The sequence below is a fragment of the Gilliamella sp. B14384G10 genome (assembly GCF_016101685.1).
Lineage (GTDB): Bacteria > Pseudomonadota > Gammaproteobacteria > Enterobacterales > Orbaceae > Gilliamella > Gilliamella apis_A.
In genome coordinates, this window is the sequence record NZ_JACFQA010000005.1 from 1 (window position 1) to 14,460 (window position 14,460).

The 14,460-nt window shown below is 35.2% G+C and carries 14 protein-coding genes and 2 pseudogenes; 12 read left to right on the forward strand and 4 right to left on the reverse strand.

The genetic code is table 11. The features are described from left to right. The 6 genes and pseudogenes from H3T54_RS10160 to H3T54_RS10180 all read left to right on the forward strand — a co-directional run. Positions 1 to 487, forward strand: a pseudogene (locus tag H3T54_RS10160) (hypothetical protein); the annotation flags it as partial. A gap of 2 nt (positions 488 to 489) precedes the next feature. Further along, entirely contained in the window at positions 490 to 951 is a 462-nt protein-coding gene (locus tag H3T54_RS10165) for a hypothetical protein (protein ID WP_086362884.1), read from the forward strand. Positions 952 to 985: 34 nt separating this feature from the next. After that, positions 986 to 1,147 carry a hypothetical protein gene (locus tag H3T54_RS10170; protein WP_158092504.1) on the forward strand — a complete coding sequence of 54 codons (162 nt, stop codon included), beginning with the start codon at positions 986 to 988 and terminating at the stop codon, positions 1,145 to 1,147. Positions 1,148 to 1,319: 172 nt separating this feature from the next. Continuing rightward, positions 1,320 to 1,415, forward strand: a pseudogene (locus H3T54_RS12120) (VENN motif pre-toxin domain-containing protein); the annotation flags it as partial. Positions 1,416 to 1,808: 393 nt separating this feature from the next. Further along, on the forward strand, positions 1,809 to 2,207 hold the full coding sequence (locus tag H3T54_RS11900; protein WP_232351575.1) for a hypothetical protein: 399 nt from the start codon (positions 1,809 to 1,811) through the stop codon (positions 2,205 to 2,207). Between the two features lies 1 nt (position 2,208). After that, positions 2,209 to 2,412 carry a hypothetical protein gene (locus tag H3T54_RS10180; protein WP_110446942.1) on the forward strand — a complete coding sequence of 68 codons (204 nt, stop codon included), beginning with the start codon at positions 2,209 to 2,211 and terminating at the stop codon, positions 2,410 to 2,412. Between the two features lie 52 nt (positions 2,413 to 2,464). Here H3T54_RS10180 and H3T54_RS10185 read toward each other — a convergent pair whose 3' ends face one another. Beyond that, positions 2,465 to 2,698 (reverse strand): SymE family type I addiction module toxin, encoded by a 234-nt coding sequence (locus tag H3T54_RS10185; RefSeq protein ID WP_198222459.1) that lies wholly within the window; start codon positions 2,696 to 2,698, stop codon positions 2,465 to 2,467. 539 nt (positions 2,699 to 3,237) lie between these two features. Here H3T54_RS10185 and H3T54_RS10190 point away from each other — a divergent pair. The 4 genes from H3T54_RS10190 (at position 3,238) to csdE (ending at position 6,893) form a co-directional block, all read left to right on the forward strand. After that, positions 3,238 to 4,233 carry a peptidase U32 family protein gene (locus tag H3T54_RS10190; protein WP_198222457.1) on the forward strand — a complete coding sequence of 332 codons (996 nt, stop codon included), beginning with the start codon at positions 3,238 to 3,240 and terminating at the stop codon, positions 4,231 to 4,233. Positions 4,234 to 4,372: 139 nt separating this feature from the next. Beyond that, the gene (locus H3T54_RS10195) at positions 4,373 to 5,251 is read left to right on the forward strand and encodes a U32 family peptidase (protein ID WP_086362690.1); all 879 of its coding nucleotides are present in this window, start codon (positions 4,373 to 4,375) and stop codon (positions 5,249 to 5,251) included. Then, complete coding sequence (csdA, locus tag H3T54_RS10200) at positions 5,220 to 6,431, forward strand: cysteine desulfurase CsdA (RefSeq protein WP_198222455.1); 1,212 nt, start codon at positions 5,220 to 5,222, stop codon at positions 6,429 to 6,431. Before H3T54_RS10195 ends, csdA begins: the two co-directional genes overlap by 32 nt. 63 nt (positions 6,432 to 6,494) lie before the next feature. Next, complete coding sequence (gene csdE / locus H3T54_RS10205) at positions 6,495 to 6,893, forward strand: cysteine desulfurase sulfur acceptor subunit CsdE (protein ID WP_198222453.1); 399 nt, start codon at positions 6,495 to 6,497, stop codon at positions 6,891 to 6,893. A 58-nt stretch (positions 6,894 to 6,951) separates the two neighbouring features. Here csdE and dolP read toward each other — a convergent pair whose 3' ends face one another. After that, positions 6,952 to 7,524: a division/outer membrane stress-associated lipid-binding lipoprotein gene (gene dolP, locus H3T54_RS10210; RefSeq protein WP_198222451.1), complete on the reverse strand. Its 573-nt coding sequence runs from the start codon at positions 7,522 to 7,524 to the stop codon at positions 6,952 to 6,954. A 241-nt stretch (positions 7,525 to 7,765) separates the two neighbouring features. Between dolP and H3T54_RS10215 the strand changes: the two genes are divergently transcribed. Together H3T54_RS10215 and H3T54_RS10220 are read left to right on the forward strand one after the other, a co-directional pair. Further along, the gene (locus H3T54_RS10215) at positions 7,766 to 8,464 is read left to right on the forward strand and encodes a DUF1266 domain-containing protein (RefSeq protein ID WP_198222449.1); all 699 of its coding nucleotides are present in this window, start codon (positions 7,766 to 7,768) and stop codon (positions 8,462 to 8,464) included. Continuing rightward, positions 8,461 to 11,142, forward strand: coding sequence for a J domain-containing protein (locus tag H3T54_RS10220; RefSeq protein WP_198222447.1), 2,682 nt, complete (start codon positions 8,461 to 8,463; stop codon positions 11,140 to 11,142). Before H3T54_RS10215 ends, H3T54_RS10220 begins: the two co-directional genes overlap by 4 nt. A gap of 87 nt (positions 11,143 to 11,229) precedes the next feature. Here the strand turns inward: H3T54_RS10220 and H3T54_RS10225 are convergent, their stop codons facing one another. Together H3T54_RS10225 and xseA are read right to left on the reverse strand one after the other, a co-directional pair. Then, positions 11,230 to 12,900 (reverse strand): molecular chaperone HscC, encoded by a 1,671-nt coding sequence (locus H3T54_RS10225; protein ID WP_198223331.1) that lies wholly within the window; start codon positions 12,898 to 12,900, stop codon positions 11,230 to 11,232. A gap of 198 nt (positions 12,901 to 13,098) precedes the next feature. Beyond that, positions 13,099 to 14,448 (reverse strand): exodeoxyribonuclease VII large subunit, encoded by a 1,350-nt coding sequence (gene xseA, locus H3T54_RS10230; RefSeq protein WP_198222443.1) that lies wholly within the window; start codon positions 14,446 to 14,448, stop codon positions 13,099 to 13,101. Positions 14,449 to 14,460: the final 12 nt, after the last annotated feature.

A 14,460-nucleotide genomic window follows, 5' to 3' on the forward strand; every position in this document is an offset into this window, starting at 1 on the left:
TGTTGGTAAGGTATTAAAAGAAGCAAAAGCCGCATTAAAATTAGGCGATACAAAAAAAGCCAGTGAGTTGGTTCAAGAAGCTCAGGATAAAGTAAAAGCTCTTGATGTCGGCACTTTTAGGGAACTTAAAGCAAAGGCAAAAGTTGGTGATGGACTAGAGCATGATCATATTCCATCATTTGCTGCATTAAAAAAGGCTGAAGAAACCAGGCTTGGACGACCTTTAACTCCAACAGAAACGAAAAAACTATATGCAGAAGCAACAGCTGTTGAAGTTCCTAGAGATGTTCATCAAGCAGGACCAACATATGGAGGTAAAAACACTGCAGAACAAATCATGAAAGATGCAGAAAACCTTTATGAAGCAGTTAAAAGAGATACAGACGCATTACGAAAAAATATGATTGAAAAAGGGTATGATCCGAAATTAATAGAAGATGCCATAAATAAGATAAAAACACGTAACAAAGAAAAGGGGATCTATTGATCATGATTAAATGGCAGCAATTAGTTAATGTATTAGGTAAATCTGAAAATTCTTCAGAGTTTTATACGCTAAAAGATGAAATTGGTGAAAATCCTGAAATATCAGAAGATCTTATTGAATATAATGATCCTGATAGAACTAAATATTATGAGTTTTTTCAAACAGGTATGCTTATCGGTTTTCGAAAAAAATATCTGAATCATATTCAATTCTTTTGTAAGGAAAAGGATAATTATTCTATATATCATGGAAAATTATTGAATGGGATCGATTTTCAATATACTGAAAAAATGGTCATTGAGTTATTAGGGAAACCATTAAAAGTGGGTGGAAATGAACAAAGTCCTTTTTTGGGATATGTGAATCGTTGGATATTATATCATATGACACATTATTCATTACATTTTGAGTTTAATAAAAATGGGACTCTTTGTTTGATAACATTGGCTGTATTAATAAGATAAAAACACGTAACAAAGAAAAGGGGATTTATTCATTATGTTAGAATGGAAAGAGTTTATTGAAGCTTTAAGTACATCCGAAACACCCGATAAATTTGTTGTTTTGATGAATTCTATAGGAGAAAAACTAGTGATATCAGAAGATTCTAAAGAATATAGCGGCCATGAAAAATTCAAATATTATAAATTCTTACGCTAGGGAATTGGACTTATATTAATCAACAATAATTTAAAACGAATACATTTGTATTTAACTAATAATCAACCTAATTATTCTCCTTATATTAGTGAATTACCTTCAGGAATAGATTTATCTTATGATAAAAATAAAATAATTAGCTTACTAGGGAACCCAATTAAATAAAGAAACCATCAGTGCACTATCGCAGTTAGCAGCAGGTCTTGCTACTGCCGCTACAGGAGGTAATTTTGGTCATGCCAGTGCAGCTATTAGTAGTAAAAATGCGGTTGAGAATAATGAAGAGAATCGTGTTTTTGATTTCTTTTTCACAGAATCAAAAAAGATAGCTGAATACAATTGCTATACAGATGATGTTTGTAATAATTTAGATGACAATACACGTGAACTCGCTAAACTTGAGCAATCAGCTGAAATTCAGAAAGAAATTATAGAGCTCTATAAAGAGGCCGGTGAACTTTTAGCTGATATAGAAAATACACTCCTTGATTTTACTCCAATAATAGGTGATGAAGTTGGTAAGCTCTTAAAAGAAGCAAAAGCGGCATTAAAAGTAGGCGATACAAAAAAAGCTAGTCAGTTGGTTAAAGAAGCTCAGAATAAACTAAACGCTCTTGACGTAAGCTCACTAAATAAAGCTAGTAATACTGCTGGAAAAGGGATGAGTGGACAAACTGATAATGTAATCAAGGGATTTAATCAAACAGAGACCAAGATTATTAATGAGGCTCAAGGTATTTTAGATTCAAAAGCGATGACTCAAATCCAGCAAGCTCATGTAACTGGTCAACCCGTTACAGTTGTTATTAATGGTAGAACCATACAATACGAACCGAATCTACCAGCTTCTGGAATGACAATGTTTGGTGAAAATGGTTTTCTAATTGGTAAAGCAGCGTTTAAGTCACAAGCTGAATTACAAAAAACAATATTGCATGAATTACATCGCTTATATACATCATCCTCCGCAGGTGGCGTATCTGGAGCTTTAGCAGCACAAGAAGCAAAAGCTGCATTTGATTTTGCAGAAAAAGCATCAAATATTTTAGGGAACAAATAATATGAGTAGTGAAACAGTTATGAAATGGATTGAAGCAGGAAAAAGTATTGCTACAGATCCAACAATAAAAGTACTTTGCCCTGTGTGCCAAAAAACTTATTTGCAGGTAACGGATATTTCAAATGAAAATAATCCTTCTGAAATTGAGCGTCAGATGTTATGTAACAAGTGCGGGGCATTTAATGCTCTTAGATTGACCCGATAAACCCTATAAAAATAAGATCCCCACGCTGTGGGGATCTTATTTTTATCCATTTCTAGATCTGCATAGCAAGTTCAATAATTAACTTATCCTGCTCAACCTTAATGATGACCGGGTGCCCAGCAAAGAAGCCTATCTGCTCAAGCCAGCGCTCCTTAATAGTGAGCTGCGGCTGGGGGTTGCTAAATCCGCCGTTAGGTGTGTAACCAATAGTATAAAACCGCTCGGTGGGTAGCGGTGTCAATTCTTTGCATGTGGTTGATTTTAGCTTAGAATATACTTTAGACATAGTTAGCTCTTTTACACATAATTCTCGCAAACTCTACCATTTCATTCATATCCTAATATCAATAAGACGGCATACACTTCTCAATTATTTTTACAAAGCCAAACTCAATAAATCATCCCAAAATAACCATAATCTAAAAAATATAATCACCAATTAGAGCTGTTACTAGTAATGACAGTTTTTCACCGACCAGTAGCCAACCAACCGTTTATGACCATAACGATGAAGTATTGAATATCATTCATTCAACAATAAGCAATGGTGAATTAATCATGTTGCTATATTTTATTGGGGAATAATATAAAATAAACATTTCTAAGTCGCATGCAAAAGTCACTAACTTTTACCTAGGTATAGCAAAGATTATGCCTAGGTAGTTGATATCAGAAACAATTTCACTATTAATTATTTTTTTATATGACACTATTGATCTATCATTTATTATGTTTTTAGTGACTTTGCCTGCTTTCTATTCGCATTACAGTCAGAATTATTGCATAATACACGGCGAATAAAATGCAGAATCTAAAGGTATAAATATGGAACTTCTTTGCCCTGCCGGCTCGTTACCATCATTAAAAATAGCAATCGATAACGGTGCTGATGCCGTTTATATTGGTTTGAAAGATGATACCAATGCTCGTCATTTTGCGGGATTAAATTTTAATGAAAAGCGTTTAATTGAAGCATCTGAATATGTACATAAGCATGGAAAAAAGTTACACATCGCAATTAATACCTTTGCTCATCCGGAAAACTTTGAACGCTGGCAATATGCAGTCGATACAGCAGCAAACATTGGTGCCGATGCCCTAATCATTTCTGATTTAGCAATGCTTGATTATGCAGCCGAAAAACATCCTAATCTTGAACGCCATGTCTCGGTTCAAGCATCATCAACCAATGAAGAATCAATTAAGTTTTATCATAATAACTTCCAGGTACATCGTATTGTTTTACCGCGAGTGTTATCCATGCATCAAGTAAAACAGTTATCACAAGTCTCTCCAGTACCATTGGAAGTATTTGCGTTCGGTAGCTTATGTATTATGGCAGAAGGCCGCTGTTATTTATCCTCATATTTAACCGGCGAATCCCCCAATACCGTAGGAGCTTGTTCACCAGCGAAATTTGTCCGTTGGGAAGAGACCGATAAAGGGCTTGAATCTAGACTAAATAATGTATTAATCGATTGCCATAAGAAAGGTGAAAATGCGGGTTACCCAACCTTATGTAAAGGACGCTATTTTGTTGGCGATGAACTGTATCACCCGATTGAAGAACCAACAAGTTTAAATACCATTGAACTGTTACCTGAACTATTTGCTGCCAACATTGCCTCAGTAAAAATTGAGGGTCGGCAGCGTAGTCCAGCTTATGTGGAACAAGTAACCAAAGTTTGGCGACAAGCTATTGATCGTTATAAAGCTAATCCTCAAACATTCCAAGCAGAAAAGAACTGGATGGATACATTAGGATCAGTATCAGAAGGCACACAAACAACATTAGGTGCTTACCATCGTAAATGGCAATAAAGCGTAAACATATTTACTCATATTTACCAATAAAATAAATATGATACTAATCTAGATGACTTTTGATATTAGCGCTAGAAAATAGCTATCAAACATTGACTATTTAAAATAATTAAATACAGATATAGTGAGCAAGACTATGAAATATGCGTTAGGCCCTGTGCTTTATTATTGGCCTAAAATTGAAACCGAAGCTTTTTACCAAGCAGCAAAAGATAGTGACGCAGATATTATTTATATGGGCGAAACGGTATGCACCAAGCGTCGGGAAATGAAAGTACCTAATTGGTTAGATTTAGCCAAAGAAATTGCCAAATCTGGTAAACAAGTCGTACTTTCTACCCTAGCACTGCTTGAAGCGCCATCAGAACTAATTGATTTAAAACAACTAGTTAATAATGGTGATTTTTTAATTGAAGCTAATGATTTAGCAGCAATTAATGTCGCTCATGACAATAATTTACCTTTTGTCGCGGGTCCGGCTATTAACTGTTATAACGCATTAACCCTAAAATTATTACAAAAACAAGGTATGGTGCGTTGGTGTATGCCAGTTGAACTTTCTCGCGATTGGTTAAGTAATGTTTTAAAACAATTTGATGCATTGAAAATTGAGCGCAATTTTGAAGTTGAAGTATTTAGTTATGGCTATTTACCATTAGCCTATTCTGCCCGCTGTTTTACTGCTAGATCGGAAGATAAACCAAAAGATAAATGTGAGACTTGCTGTATTAAATATCCCGTTGGTCGAGAAGTATTTTCTCAAGAACAACAAAAAGTATTTGTTCTTAACGGTATTCAAACACAAAGTGGCTACTGTTATAACTTAGGTAATAATCTAAAAGAGATGAAAGGATTAGTTGATATCGTGCGAATTTCTCCGCTTGGAATTGAAACACTCGAGGTAGTTAAGCAATTTAGAGCTAATGAAGAAGGACTAAATCCTTTACACATTGAACATAAACGAGACTGTAACGGTTATTGGAATGGAATTGCAGGACTTGAACTTACACAATAATATGCTGCTACTCGAAAAATTTAGGGCAGATTTCCCTGCCCTAACTAGCCATAATGTGTATCTTGATTCAGCCGCTACCGCGCTGAAACCGCAAGCCATGATCGATGCAACCGTTGAGTATTACGGGCATAACACTGCAACAGCGCAACGTAGTTTACATCAAGATGCGCTACAAGTCACCGCAACGATTGATCAAACAAGGCAAAATATTGCTGATCTACTTCATGCTAAGTCACATTGTGAAATAATTTGGACTCGTGGCACAACCGAATCAATCAACCTAATTGCTCAAAGTTATGCTAGAGCACAATTACATATAGGTGATGAGATCATTGTTAGTGAGTTAGAACATCACAGCAACTTGTTACCTTGGCTTATTGTAGCGAAACAAACTGGCGCAAAGATCATTAAGTGGTCAGCAGATATTGATGAGCTTTCAAGATTACTCTCAGCGAAAACCAAAATTGTTGCCATAACTCAAATGTCTAACGTTACTGGTTTTTGTCCAGATTTAGCCCAAATTAGTCAACTAGTTCATCAAACCAATGCGGTATTAGTCGTGGATGGCGCTCAAGGCGTTGTACATCATCCGATTGATGTTGAAAAATTAAATATTGATTTTTATGCCTTTTCTGCTCATAAGTTATATGGCCCAACTGGATTGGGGATACTATATGGAAAACAACATTTACTCAATCAAATGGATGTTTGGCATGGCGGCGGTAAAATGTTAAAAGCGGCTTCATTTACCGGATTTACAGTTGAAGATCTTCCCTATAAATTTGAAGCTGGTACACAAAATATAGCGGGCATTATTGGTTTTAAAGCAACCTTAGACTGGTTAACAAAGTGGAATGAAGCACAATTAGAAAATTATATAAAACAATTAGCAAGCTATACTGAATCAAAATTAAGCCAGTTAACTAATATACAATTTTATAGCGTTAGCAATAGCCCTATCATTAGCTTTAATATACAAAACATTCATCATAATGATATCGCTATTTTATTAAGCGAACAAAATATTGCCATCCGAACCGGTGAATTGTGTGCTAAACCACTTATGGATAAACTTGGTTGTCATGGTGTTATTCGTATTTCACTTATGCCATATAATAATCAGCACGATATTGATCATTTTATTACAGCATTACAAAATGCCATTGAATTACTCACTTAAGCTATATATGTAGTTAATCAAAGAAACGTTAATGACTTGTTCAATTACTAATCGGTTTTAATTATGCTATCACAACAAACTTTATTTGAATTATTTTCTAAACAACATAACTGGCAAGATCGTTATAGACAATTAATTGCCTTAGCAAAACAATTACCTAATTTTCCGGATATAAAAAAAATAGAATCCAACCAAATTTATGGTTGTGAAAATCGGGTATGGCTAACTAATGAAAAACAATTAGATAATACTTTTACCTTTCAAGGTGATAGTGAAGGTAGAATCGTAAAAGGCTTGCTAGCTATTTTAATTATTATTGCCAATCATAAAACAGCAGAACAAATCAAAGCCATCGATTTTCTTGCAATATTAAAGCAATTAAAAATTACTGATGAGTTGAGCCAATCTCGGCTACAAGGGATTGAAAAAATAATTGAACGTATTAAATTAGCAGGTAGTTAAGTAAAAAAGGGAGAATAATTTCTCCCTTTTTGAAGCCTTTTAGCTTTTACATTCGTAATTAACGAAGGGTAAATAATGTAACCACCTTTCTCACACCAGCAACTTTACTAGCAATGGTAGCGGCTTCTTTTCCCTCTTCGTTGCTGACAATACCGATTAAAAATACCTCGCCATTTTCAGTAACGACTTTGATATTACGTGCTTTGGTTTTAGAATTCATTACAAGTTGAGATTTAACTTTGGTGGTTATCCACATATCATTGGTAATAGTTCCTGCCCCAACTGGCTCTCCTGCGCGAATTTGGTTATAAACTTTTTTTACACCTTCAACTTGATAAGCTAAACGTTCAGCTTTTTCAATTTGTTCAGCATTGGCTTGGCCTGTCAAAACAATATTGCCATCATAAGTACTTGAAGAGATACGTGAACCAATAAAGAAAGGCCCATTTTCACTTAACTTATTATTCATTCGAGTGTTCAGGGTCGTATCATCAACTTGTGTTCCGGTGGTACGTGGATCAGTGGCAACTTTTGCAGTAGCTCCAGCACCGACACCAATAACAGCAGCAACACAACCTTGTAGCATTAATGCGCTCGTTACTAATGCTGTTACTAAGAAAAATTTTTTCATTATCACTCCTTTTATTTACTACTCAGTAGAATTCAAATACTGATGAATAGTTTTTATTATGCCTTGTAGATATAGTTTTGCAAAATAATTTTATTGTTCTAAAAAATAAAATCTTTCGATTTTTTTAGCTAATCTATAGCAAAAAAGTAATTAATTTAATTGTTATAACAAACATTTATTTTTTTATAAAATCTGTTATCGTTTATAAAAAGGTTGTATAAAAAATTAATGGAATAAAGCGATGAATCAAGATTATATCGATTGGTTATATGGTCTATCAGCACCAATGGTTGCCTTAAATAAAGAGAGTGGTGCAAGTTATACCTCACCATTTTTTTTCCCAGGTTATGAATATATTGATATGCAAAAAGACTGGGGCATCCACTCTCGAGAAACACTATTAGCAATGGTTTTTAATATGGTCGATGATGGTCATGCAACAGCCTTATCTAAACATTACTTTATGTATCCTCGTCTATCGGCATTAGATTGGTTAAATTACACCGAGAAACAGAGCGATTATGATAAAGTTTTGCTCGAATTTGTTGAACAGACTTATTCTGAATGTGGTGCAGGAGGCATCCGTAGTTGGGATTACGCACGTATGGGATATATATTACGTAATGGCATCACCAATAAATTTATTACTGAAGAAGAAGCCCTTTGGATTTTGTATAGAATAGGACTGCGAGCACAATATTATTATTCATCATGGCAAAGTTATTTTTCTGGTTGGTTTGTCGGTTATCAATATTGGGAATCATTGACTAATAAAGAAGATTTAGAAAGATTACGTTGTGACTTATGCCGTTCATCCCAAACATGGACCATGACTAAATTATATACCGACGAAGATTCCCCTTATCATCACCTGCCTTGGCATATTGAGATAGAAGAATTGGAAAAACCTGAATCATTAATGGAGTATGCTTGGTCATGAATAACAATTTTTGGCAATTATTAGCAATTGAGAAAACTACCGATATCGCCGTGATTCGACAAGCATATCGGGCAAAACTACCTGAATATCATCCTGAAACAGATCCTGATGGTTTTAAAGCGCTACGCGAAGCCTATGAATTAGCAATGCAGTATGCAAAATCACCAGAATCAATAACTGAAGAATTAAATCAAGAAAATCTCGCTGAAGAGGTCATAAAACCCCTCACCGCAGAAGAGCAACAAGTCAAAGAAATCTGTGATAACTATCAAGCATTACTCGATGATCCTGTTCGATGCCATGATGTGAATGAGTGGCATAAATTTGTTGCTTCATTTTATGATTACCCAATGTCTATACTGGAAATTGCTAAATGGAAACTGTTAGATATCAGTTATGACACTGTGACGATATCACTATCATGTGTGAAAATATTAGCTGATAATCTACGCTGGCGTCAGCAAATAAAAAGTTATTCGCCCAACGACGCTGATATGTATGAGAACTTTTTTGATCATATTGATCGTGGTGATTTTTTTGATTACGACTGCTTACCAAGAACGAACAAAGCCATACAAAATGTAACCATCGACTATGCTCGTTGTGCTAGATGGCTTTTCTGGGAAAAACCAGCAGTAGAGTTAGCAGAATATTTATCTATTCATACTGTAGTTTACCTACCTGATAATCCAGAGTTCATGCAAGAATTAGCCGATTGGTATTATTTTGCTAAATCGCCAAATAGAGGATTATTAGACTATGCCTTAACTTGTATTGCCGATCCTAATCAAGAACAGCAAATTCAGGAACAATGGAAAGCTGTCGCCGCAATGCAGTATTCACTGCTTGAAGACGAACAAAACGCCTTATCACTTTGGTTAGAACTTTATCGTTTACCGCAATATCAAGAAAAGGCCACCAGCTGGTTAATGTTATGGTGTTCCAAAAATCGGTTTGATTATCTACCATTATTAATTCTGGCATTAAACCAATGTTATTGTTTAACGGCAGAAGATCAGGAAACTTATATATATAGTATTCCGCAATTTACGCCATCAACAATTTCTCGACTACTGAAATTTAGGAAACAAAACTACAGCAATGAAATTGCGGCTGTTATAACCTGGGCTCTGGATAATCATTGGAATTATCGTCAAGTTCTACACACTTTATTATGCGATGATGGAAACAATCGGTTATATCGTTTATACCGACATGCAATCATGCTACGACACGGTAATAAAACTCTTTTGCAAGAAATCTTAGCTGACTCAAGTGAAGATGAGTTTGAACAATTTATTTTACAAAATTTACAGCGTCAAGCTAGACAACACCTTGAATGGCTCACTAATTTGCCACCCGTTCAGGAGTTTAAACAATGGTTGTACCAAAGTGATGAAAATGCAACTATCCCGACTAAATTTGATCCAGATAACGAAAAAGGCAATCAGTTTTTATATGGTCGATTATGGTTAGATAGATTTGATGATATCCCGTTTGTCGCCAAATTACATTTATACCGCAATGTAACTTATCGAAATATGGAAATGTTTGATTGGCCGATATATTATCAATTTAGGGGGGTTAATAATTTACCTAAATCACCTGAACAATCAATTATTGAGGCTGATAAAAATGCTTATTGGCAATGGTATCGTTACTGTTTATTAGCCATTACTATTGCCAATTCACCAATTAAAGCCGCGGACTTTATTCGTGAAAAAGATAACTTATTTTTACTTCCAGAAAATGATCCGCTAGTGCCGCTGATCAATACCTTTAAGTCTAACGAATGGCAAAATGATACAGAATTATATAATTTAATCGATACTGATAACCAGTTGATTGGCAGTATGTTGGTTAATTATCCCAATTCGATTGAGGCGTTTACCGACTCGCCAGAAGAGGTTAATTGGGATGAAATTGAACAAATAGTTGAACAAAGATGGGCACATAAACTAGCCAACAAATCAGTAAGTTGTTTAATGTTACTGTATATGATTGTTTTTGATAAACCAAATCAAAAAACAAAACTACACCAAATACTACAAAAACTTGCTGGCGATGATCTACAGTTAAAAAAACTTGCTAACGCATTTTGTGACAAATTATCTATTCCGTCATCCCTTAAGAAACATAATGATGAATTGCAAAACATAGATAAATTATATGCTATAAATAAAAAGTTAGACAAAGATGATTCGCTATGCGAAGAAGAGGATATCGAAGTACTAGAAAAAATTGGACAAAATAATGATAATAATAGCATAATTAAATTATCCTCAGCATTGCTGTTAGCCAAAAATATGGATCACCAGAAAAAGCTTCAATCAAAATCATTTCCGCCAAATGAATGGTGGCAAATTTGGCGTTGGAGAGGCCGAACCAATTTAACTGGTTTCTTAAAACAAATGGGCTTTTTTAGTTTACCTTTATTTTTACTAATAATAGAGGCAGCAAAAAAAACTAATTTAGATCATCCAATTATGCTTGTATTATGCGGATTAGCAACAATCAATAGTGTTTTTGCAATAAAACGACGCTTAAATGACTGTTATTCTAATGGAGGTATCTATTATTTTGTATCAGCCACAATTTTATTACCATTGCTATTATTGCCGTGTTGGCTTTCAACTGTTAATGAGACCAACCGCTACGGACCACCAATAGAAGAATAACCTCAAAAATAAATCATCTGAATATCCCTCCCTTTGAAAGACTATTTTCTGATTAGCAAAGGGGGGGAATTTTATAAAAGGTAATGATTATCGATTAAGCTCGCTAAGATTTACCTCTATCTCACTGCGTACTTGCTCGATTTCTTCCGGATTCTGCTGATCAAGTACTTGCATAAAAGCTTCAATATATGATCCAATTAATATTCGTTCATCACCCAATGACTGTGCCCATGCTCGTTCTAATCGTGCTAATAAAGTGCGATTTGGCATTTCATCACGCGGATGAATCTTAAGTGCAGCCAGTCGTTCATGGCTCTCTTGTTTTTGCTTATCTGTTAACCCTATTGGACTATGATCAATCACTTTGCCATGCAATACGCCAGTTTCAAGCAATACTACATCAACTTCGAGCAAACCATTTAAATCATAACTAAAACGAACATCAATCCCTTGTATTTTTTCCATTGGCTTTAAAGGAACTTCAAATTCATCAATTAGAACATTATTTTCTACCCGAGGGTTTTCACCTTGATAAACTGAAAGCATAATGCTTTTTTGTTGTGGGTGTGTCGTAGAAAAGGTTTTTACTTTTGACGTTGGAACAATCGTATTACGTTCAATAATCGGCGTAAATAAACCATTTATATTACCAGAGCTACTTTCAATACCTAACGTATATGGGCACACATCGGTAAGAATCACTTCTTCAACATCAACATCACGTAAACGACATGCCGCTTGCACTGCTGCCCCTTGTGCAACAATAGTCGTTGGATTAATGTGACGGTAAGGTAATTTGGCAAATAATTTGGTTACTAACTCTCGCACTACACCTAACTGCGATGAACCACCAACTAAGACAATATGCTCAAGTTCATTGGGTTTTAAGCGAGCATCACTTAGAGCCTGTTCAACAGGTGCTCGTAAGCGATTAAGTAAAGGTAACCAAATTGATTTAGCTCTTACTTCATTTAATGAAAATTGCCACAACTTATCTTGCCAAGACCAAGTCAAATTATGTATTTGTTCACCACTTAGTTTACATTTTAGTTGTTCAGCTAAATCTAGCAAGCGAGCATAATCATCAATAGGTATATCGGCTTGTTTGAGTTCCCATTCGCTTAAACAAGCTTTAACAAGTTCATGAGTAAAATCTTCACCACCTAAGTAATTATCACCAGCTGAAGCATGAACCTCAATGATTGGCATGCTATATTCCAACACAGTAACATCAAATGTACCACCACCTAAATCAAAAACTAAGGTATTTCCAGATTGTTCTTCATGTAACCCATACGCCATGGCGGCAGCTGTAGGTTCATTAATTAAACGCACAGCATTTAAGCCAGCTAGCTCAGCAGCAAAGCGAGTCTGTTTACGCTGTTCATCATTAAAATAAGCAGGTACGGATATTACTACATCACGAATCTCTTGTTTTAAAAAAGCTTCAGCATCGGCTTTTAATGATTTTAAAACCAATGCGGAAAGTTCAGTTGGAGTGAATTTTTGCTCACCTAATTCAAAAACTTTACTTGAGCCTAAAAAACGTTTGAATGCCGCAGCACTACGGCTAGGATGAGTGGTTAAACGTGATAAAGCAGCATGACCAACTAAAATAGAGTTATCTTCATCAATGCTGACCACCGATGGCGTAACAACTTCGCCGATAGCGTTGGGAATAAGCGTTGATTGACCATTTTGCCAAACACAAATCAAACTATTGGTAGTACCTAAATCAATACCTATTGGAGGATGCATAACCACTTTATTCTCTTAGTATTTTTTAATAAATTTGCTGAATATTATATCCTTAATACTATTTAAGATACAATTTTATCCAATTTCGCACATTAAATTTATTAAATAAGATAGACTATTAATAAAAACAAAATAGCTAAATAAAAAGTTAATTTTCAATTAAGCTATAATAAGTTAATTTTTCAAATCTTAACAAAACTATTGTGAATTAGATTTTTTATTAATCTCAATAATTTGACTAGTTACTTTGCCACTTTTTAACTGTGTTTCAATAATTTCTCCAATAACGACTTGTTCAACTGAGCGTATCACTTTGTGTTGCTGATTAGTTGTTACTGAATAACCTCGTTCTAGGGTTGCTAGTGGACTAACACTATTCAGCTGAGATGTTTGTAATACAAACTGATGCTTAGCATCTGTCAGCTTGTTTTGAATCAAATTAATGATTTGTTGCTGTTTTTGCTCAAGGCTCTGCCCATAATTAAGAATTTTATGTTGTGGTGAAACACGAACCAAACGTTTATCAAGCAGATTATGGCGATAAGATTGCCTTAATAAATATTGCTGCATATTTTCAAACAAGGCATGACGATCAGTTAATAAACGATTTAATTGTTTTGATAATTTTGCTTGAGGGTGCTGTGTTTGTAATTGATGGCGCCATTTATTTAAGCGTTCTCGTCGGCGCATTAAATAGTAATCCATCGCCATGCATAAATATTGTTCTTGAACTTGCAAACGCTTAATTTGCTCTAGTTTGTCTCGACTTACCAGCTCGGCTGCTGCGGATGGCGTTGCTGCACGAACATCAGCAACAAAATCAGCAATCGTAAAATCGATTTCATGACCAACAGCACTGACAATCGGTATTCGGCTAGCAAAAATTGCTCTTGCAACCACTTCTTCATTAAATGTCCAAAGATCCTCTAGTGAGCCACCACCTCGCCCAACTATTAGCACATCACATTCTTGGCGTACATTGGCAATTTCAATCATCCTTGCTATTTGGGCAGCCGCTTCATTACCTTGTACCTGAGTTGGATAGATAATCAAATGCAAACTAGGATCGCGTCGATTTAATATCTGGCAAATATCATGCAACGCAGCTCCAGTTGCGGAAGTAATAATTCCAACCGTACGAATATTATCGGGTAGTGTTTGTTTATAAATAGGATCAAACAATCCTTCTTCTGACAGTTTTTGTTTTAACTGCTCAAACTTTTGTTGTAACAATCCGGCACCCGCGGGTTGCATTTTATTAATGACCAATTGATATTCGCCACGTGCTTCATAAAGCGTTACCGAAGCATTTACCAACACTTGTTGACCATTTTGTGGAGTAAATCCGGTGCGAAAATTACTATTACGAAACATAGCACAACGCACTTGAGCAACTTCATCTTTTAGTGTGAAATACCAATGGCCAGAAGAAGGGCGAGAAAAATTAGAAATTTCCCCCACTAACCAAATTTGTCCAATAGCATCAGAAAGCAGATCTTTAACCATTTGGTTAAGATCTTTAACCGATAAAATCGAACTGCTTTGCATACTATTATCCTT

What these genes read in the sequence shown, in the direction of transcription:
- xseA (WP_198222443.1), bottom strand. Translation starts at nt 14,448, where the DNA reads ATGCAAAGCAGTTCGATTTTATCGGTTAAAGATCTTAACCAAATGGTT.
- H3T54_RS10170 (WP_158092504.1), top strand. Translation starts at nt 986, where the DNA reads ATGTTAGAATGGAAAGAGTTTATTGAAGCTTTAAGTACATCCGAAACA.
- csdE (WP_198222453.1), top strand. Translation starts at nt 6,495, where the DNA reads ATGCTATCACAACAAACTTTATTTGAATTATTTTCTAAACAACATAAC.
- H3T54_RS10185 (WP_198222459.1), bottom strand. Translation starts at nt 2,698, where the DNA reads ATGTCTAAAGTATATTCTAAGCTAAAATCAACCACATGCAAAGAATTG.
- dolP (WP_198222451.1), bottom strand. Translation starts at nt 7,524, where the DNA reads ATGAAAAAATTTTTCTTAGTAACAGCATTAGTAACGAGCGCATTAATG.
- H3T54_RS11900 (WP_232351575.1), top strand. Translation starts at nt 1,809, where the DNA reads ATGAGTGGACAAACTGATAATGTAATCAAGGGATTTAATCAAACAGAG.
- H3T54_RS10195 (WP_086362690.1), top strand. Translation starts at nt 4,373, where the DNA reads ATGAAATATGCGTTAGGCCCTGTGCTTTATTATTGGCCTAAAATTGAA.
- H3T54_RS10220 (WP_198222447.1), top strand. Translation starts at nt 8,461, where the DNA reads ATGAATAACAATTTTTGGCAATTATTAGCAATTGAGAAAACTACCGAT.
- csdA (WP_198222455.1), top strand. Translation starts at nt 5,220, where the DNA reads ATGGAATTGCAGGACTTGAACTTACACAATAATATGCTGCTACTCGAA.
- H3T54_RS10215 (WP_198222449.1), top strand. Translation starts at nt 7,766, where the DNA reads ATGAATCAAGATTATATCGATTGGTTATATGGTCTATCAGCACCAATG.
- H3T54_RS10165 (WP_086362884.1), top strand. Translation starts at nt 490, where the DNA reads ATGATTAAATGGCAGCAATTAGTTAATGTATTAGGTAAATCTGAAAAT.
- H3T54_RS10180 (WP_110446942.1), top strand. Translation starts at nt 2,209, where the DNA reads ATGAGTAGTGAAACAGTTATGAAATGGATTGAAGCAGGAAAAAGTATT.
- H3T54_RS10190 (WP_198222457.1), top strand. Translation starts at nt 3,238, where the DNA reads ATGGAACTTCTTTGCCCTGCCGGCTCGTTACCATCATTAAAAATAGCA.
- H3T54_RS10225 (WP_198223331.1), bottom strand. Translation starts at nt 12,900, where the DNA reads ATGCATCCTCCAATAGGTATTGATTTAGGTACTACCAATAGTTTGATT.